This is a genomic window from Methylorubrum podarium (genome assembly GCF_040270385.1).
Classification (GTDB): domain Bacteria; phylum Pseudomonadota; class Alphaproteobacteria; order Rhizobiales; family Beijerinckiaceae; genus Methylobacterium; species Methylobacterium podarium.
Window position 1 is genome coordinate 1 of record NZ_JBELQE010000071.1, and the last position, 4,476, is coordinate 4,476.

Annotated in this window: 1 protein-coding gene; it reads right to left on the bottom strand. The window is 72.6% G+C overall.

Features of this window, described 5'->3' with window-relative positions:
• Positions 1-202: 202 nt before the first annotated feature.
• A partial coding sequence (locus tag ABS772_RS12255; RefSeq protein ID WP_407942985.1) for a beta strand repeat-containing protein occupies positions 203-4,476 on the bottom strand: 4,274 nt, incomplete at its 5' end.

The following is a 4,476-nucleotide window of genomic DNA, read 5'->3' on the forward strand; positions in this document are numbered from 1 at the left end:
GTTCGGGGTGGGGGTGGTGCAGACGGCACCGCACCGCCTCATCCTGAACCACCCCCACCTCCTGCCTCCTCCCCACAAGGGGGAGGAGAGGGGCGACGGCGACCGAAGTAATCAACCGGAACCCGTATCAGCCGGAAGTCGGCTGAAAGACTCGCCCCTCCTCGAAAGGCCGAAGCCGCGGCGGCCCGTAGGCCGCCGGCCCTCACTTCGACGGCAGCGTCGGATCGCCGAAGCGCTTGGCGAGGAAGAGGATGTCGTCCTCGTCCTTCGCCTGCTCCACGAGGCTGCCCTTGGCCTCGTCGAAGAACCACGTGGCGTATTTCGACGGGGCGGCGGCCGGCCGCTCCTTGCCGCGCAGGACGATGTCGCCGCCTTCGATGGAGCGGATCACGTCCTTCGGCACCAGCGGCTTGTGGGCCACCGCCTCGATGGTGGCCGGACGGCCCGCGACGGCGCCCGGGTTCAGCGTGCTGGCGGCGGTCGCCAGGATCGAGGAGGGCAGCGACAGGCCGGCATCGAAGGTCCAGATCGCCCGCTTCTTGTAGAAGCCGACGAGCGAGACGCCGTCGGTGCCCTCGCTGATCTGATCCGCCCCCGTCGAGGCGCCCAGGGGCACGCCGTATTGCGGGGCCGACAGCCACGGCGCGACCGCGGACGGGGTGCCCAGGGCCGCGTGGCCGTAGGTCGCCGCGTAGCTCGCCACCGACGGTGCGCCCCACTGCCCGGCGACCGGCATGCCGTAGCGGAAGTTGATGAAGCGCGTGTCGGAGCCGGCCGTGTTGATCACGCCGATGCTGTCCTTGAACAGCGCCGGGGTGAAGCTGCCCTGGTTCAGGCCGGTCCCCGGCAGGAGCACCGTCAGCGCGTTCGGCCCGATCATCCGGCCGTCGGCGTTGACGCTCGGCACCAGCGTCGCCTGCGCCCCGAAGATGCGGTTGCTGCCGGCACCGCCCGCGATGATGTCCTCGCCCGCCGTGATCGTGCCGGCATAGACGCCGGAGGCCGGCGTCGAGGAGTCCGGGACGCCCATGACGAAGCGCACGTCGAACAGGACGCTCTGCAGGTCGAAGCGGGCATCCCGAGCCGCACCGATCCAGCCGCGGTAGCCGGCGGTGAGGCTCAGCGGTCCGGCGAAGCCGAAGGGGCTGTCCCAGGCCAGGCCGTAGTAGAGCGAGTTGCGCCAGCCGAGGACGCTGCCGGCGAGGGCGTTCCAGGCGGAGCGGGTCCACGGGTCGAGATCCCCGCCGAGCCCGATGCTGCCGGTCCCGAGGACGCGGGCATCGACCTGCGCGCGATCCTCGGCGAGGCTCGCGGCGGTCACGTCCCGGCCCTCGGCCGCGCTGGCGGCCGGGATCTGGATGAAGCCGGTATCGCCGATCAGCAGGTCGTCGCCGTCCCCGCCGGTGATCCGGTCGCCGCCGCTGTGGAAGCGGTCGCCGCGGGCGCCGACCGTGACGAACCAGTGCAGGGCTGCCGACTTGAGGTCGACGGGGAAGTCCGCCGTCAGATGCTGACGCATCGCGGTGAACCGCTCCGCTGCCCGTGCCGCCACGGCCGCCTCGACGGAGGCCGCGTCCTGGGCCCGGGCCGGATCGAAGGCCGCGAGCGCGCGGGCCACGCCGGGCTGGAGCATCACCAGGGTGTCGCCGATGACGAGGTCGTCACCCGCCCCCGCCTCGATCGTGTCGTTGCCGATCGAGAGCGTGTGGCCCGTGCGCATCGCGTCCGGCAGGCCGTAGGCGAGGAGCTGGTTCAGCGGCAGACCCGCCATCGTCTCCAGCCGCGCCGTGACCGGCGCCTGGGCGGCGCGCCCCGTCATGGCGAGGTCGGTGAGGACCGCGCGCATGTCGGAGAGGAAGTCGCTGAGGCCCAGCGCCGCTTCGACGCTCTGGCTCCGCAGCGGTCCGGTGCCGCGCACGATGGTGCGGCCGGCATCGCCCACGATGACGTCGTCGCCGTCGCCGCCGGTGATGGTGTCGTTGCCGTAGGCGATCGTCCGGCCGGCGGCCCCCTGCATCAGGTCGACCCCGCGGCCGAGCGTGGCGAAGACGCTGAGCAGATCGCCCATGGAAGCCGAGACCTTGTCGATCTGGGCGTTGAGCGCGGCGTAGGCGGTCACGTCGAGGGTGTAGGTCTCGCCGCTGTCGCCGTAGATCGTGTCGTTGCCCGCACCGCCCTCGATGGTGTCGTTGCCCGCCAGCACGCCGTTGGTGCCGTAGAGGCTCGGAACCAGCGAGGCGTAGACCGTCAGCCGCGCTCCGTCGCCGCGCCGGATCGGGTCGGAGCCGGCGATGTCGGCGGCCAGGCCGGCCATCGCCGGGTAGACCTCGATGCGCGGGGCGCCGGCGCTCAGCGCGCCGGGGACGAGGTTGGCGGCCGGTACCACGACCTCGCCGCCGAGCGGCAGCACGAGGCCGGTCTCCGGCGCCGCCCCGATCAGCCGGATCGCGTTGACGATCGCCGGCTTGTCCGAGGCCGTCTCCGCGAGGTTCGAGGCGCGGTCGCCGTAGATCAGGTCGTCGCCGGCCCCGCCCATCAGGAGGTCGTTGCCGCGCTGGCCGAACAGCACGTCGTTGCCGTCGCCGCCGGCGAGGATGTCGTCGTCGGCCTTGGCCAGCGAGACGGTGAGCGCGGAGGTCGCCCAGGCTCCCCCCTCGCCCGTGGTCAGGCGCGTCCCCGCGCCGTCGCGGGCGCCGACCGCGAGGACCAGGTCGGCCCGTGCCAGCCGCTCGGCGAGGTCGGCCGTGCGTGCGGCGGCCGACTGCGAGTCCGTGGCGATGGCGGCCGTGACCGTGCCGATCTCCTCCAGCACCACGTCGCGGTGCCAGGTGCCGTCGCTGTTGAGGACCGCGCTGCCGTCCTGACCGTAGGCGCGCACGATCCGGCCCTCGTCGCCGAGGAGGTAATCGACCCCGGTGCCGCCATCGATCCGGTCGCGGCCGAGGCCGCCGACGATCTCGTCGGAGCCTTCCTCGCCGTAGATCAGGTCGTCGCCCATCTGGCCGAAGATCCGGTCGTCGCCCGCGCCGCCGGCGATCGCGTCGTCGCCGCCGACGAAGTCGATGAGGTCGAAGCGCAGCACGTCGCGGGTCACCGTGTCGGCGAAGGGACCGGGATTGCGCTGCCACGCCACTGATTTCACGTCGTCCACGAGCACGTTGCGGGTGATGACGCCGTTGTCGCCGAGGATCACGTCCGCGCCGGTGCCGCCGTTGATGAGATCGTTGCCGTCGGCCCCGCCGAGCACGTTGTGGCCGCCGGTGATGTCGTCGTCGCCCTCGCCGCCGGAGAGCGTGTCGTCGCCCTGCTGGCCGTAGAGGAAGTCGTCGCCCGCGCCGCCCTCGATCGTGTCGTTGCCGCCGCCATCGGTCGCGGCGGTGAAGATCGACACCGCGCGCTGGTTCACCGGCAGGGCCAGATCGTAGAGCATGTGGTCGCCGAACAGCACGTCGTGGCCGCTCGCGCCGAGGATCACATCCGCACCGGTGCCGCCGGCCGCGAAATCGTTGCCGTCGCCGGCCTCGATGCGGTCGTCGCCGCCCGCGAGGGGATCGGTGGAGGCGACCCGCCGGATCACCGCGCGGCCGGAGGCCAGGGCGAGATCCGCCCGGCCGTTGTCGCCGAGGATCATGTCGGCGCCCGCGCCGGTGGCGATGCGGTCCGCACCGACGCCGCCGAAGACGAGGTTGTCGCCGTCGCCCGCCACGATCTGGTCGTCGCCGCCCGCGGTCGGATCGATCGTCTCGAGCACGACCATGACGCCGCCGGAGAAGCTGGCGCGGCCGTGGTCGCCGACGATGGCATCGCGGCCCGTGCCGGTGGTGACGGAATCGCCGCCGAGCCCGCCGAGGACGAGGTTGCCGCCCTCGCCCGCCCGGATCGTGTCGCCCGCGCCGTTGACCGCATCGAGCGTCGTCACCGAGGCGATGACGCCGAGCGTGAAGAGCGCCCCGCCGCTGTCGCCCAGCACGATATCCGCGCCGGCACCGGTGTCGATCGTGTCCGCACCGAAGCCGCCGAGGACGAGGTTGTCGCCATCGCCAGCCATGACGGTGTCGTCGCCGCCCAGCCCCGTGTCGGTCGACAGGATCTGCGTGAGCAGTCCGGCTGCGTCGTAGGTCACCGAACCGAAGTCGCCGAGGATGACGTCGGCACCCGTGCCGGCGGTGATCGCGTCGGCTTCCGTGCCGCCGAGGGCGAGGTTGTCGCCATCGCCCAGCGTCAGCGTGTCCTTGCCGCCGTCGGCGGTCGCCGTGGTGGCCACGCTCACGCGCACGCCGCCGGCAAACACCACCACACCGTTGTCGCCGAGCACGATGTCGGCGCCGCCGAGCACCGTCACCTTGTCCGCGCCGACACCGGCGATGACGAGGTTGTCACCCGCGCCCGCCTCGATGCTGTCGTCGCCGCCGATCGCCGTGTCCAAGCTCTCGGCCCGCTCGATCAGGCCGTTCGCATCGAAGCGGATCTGGCCGG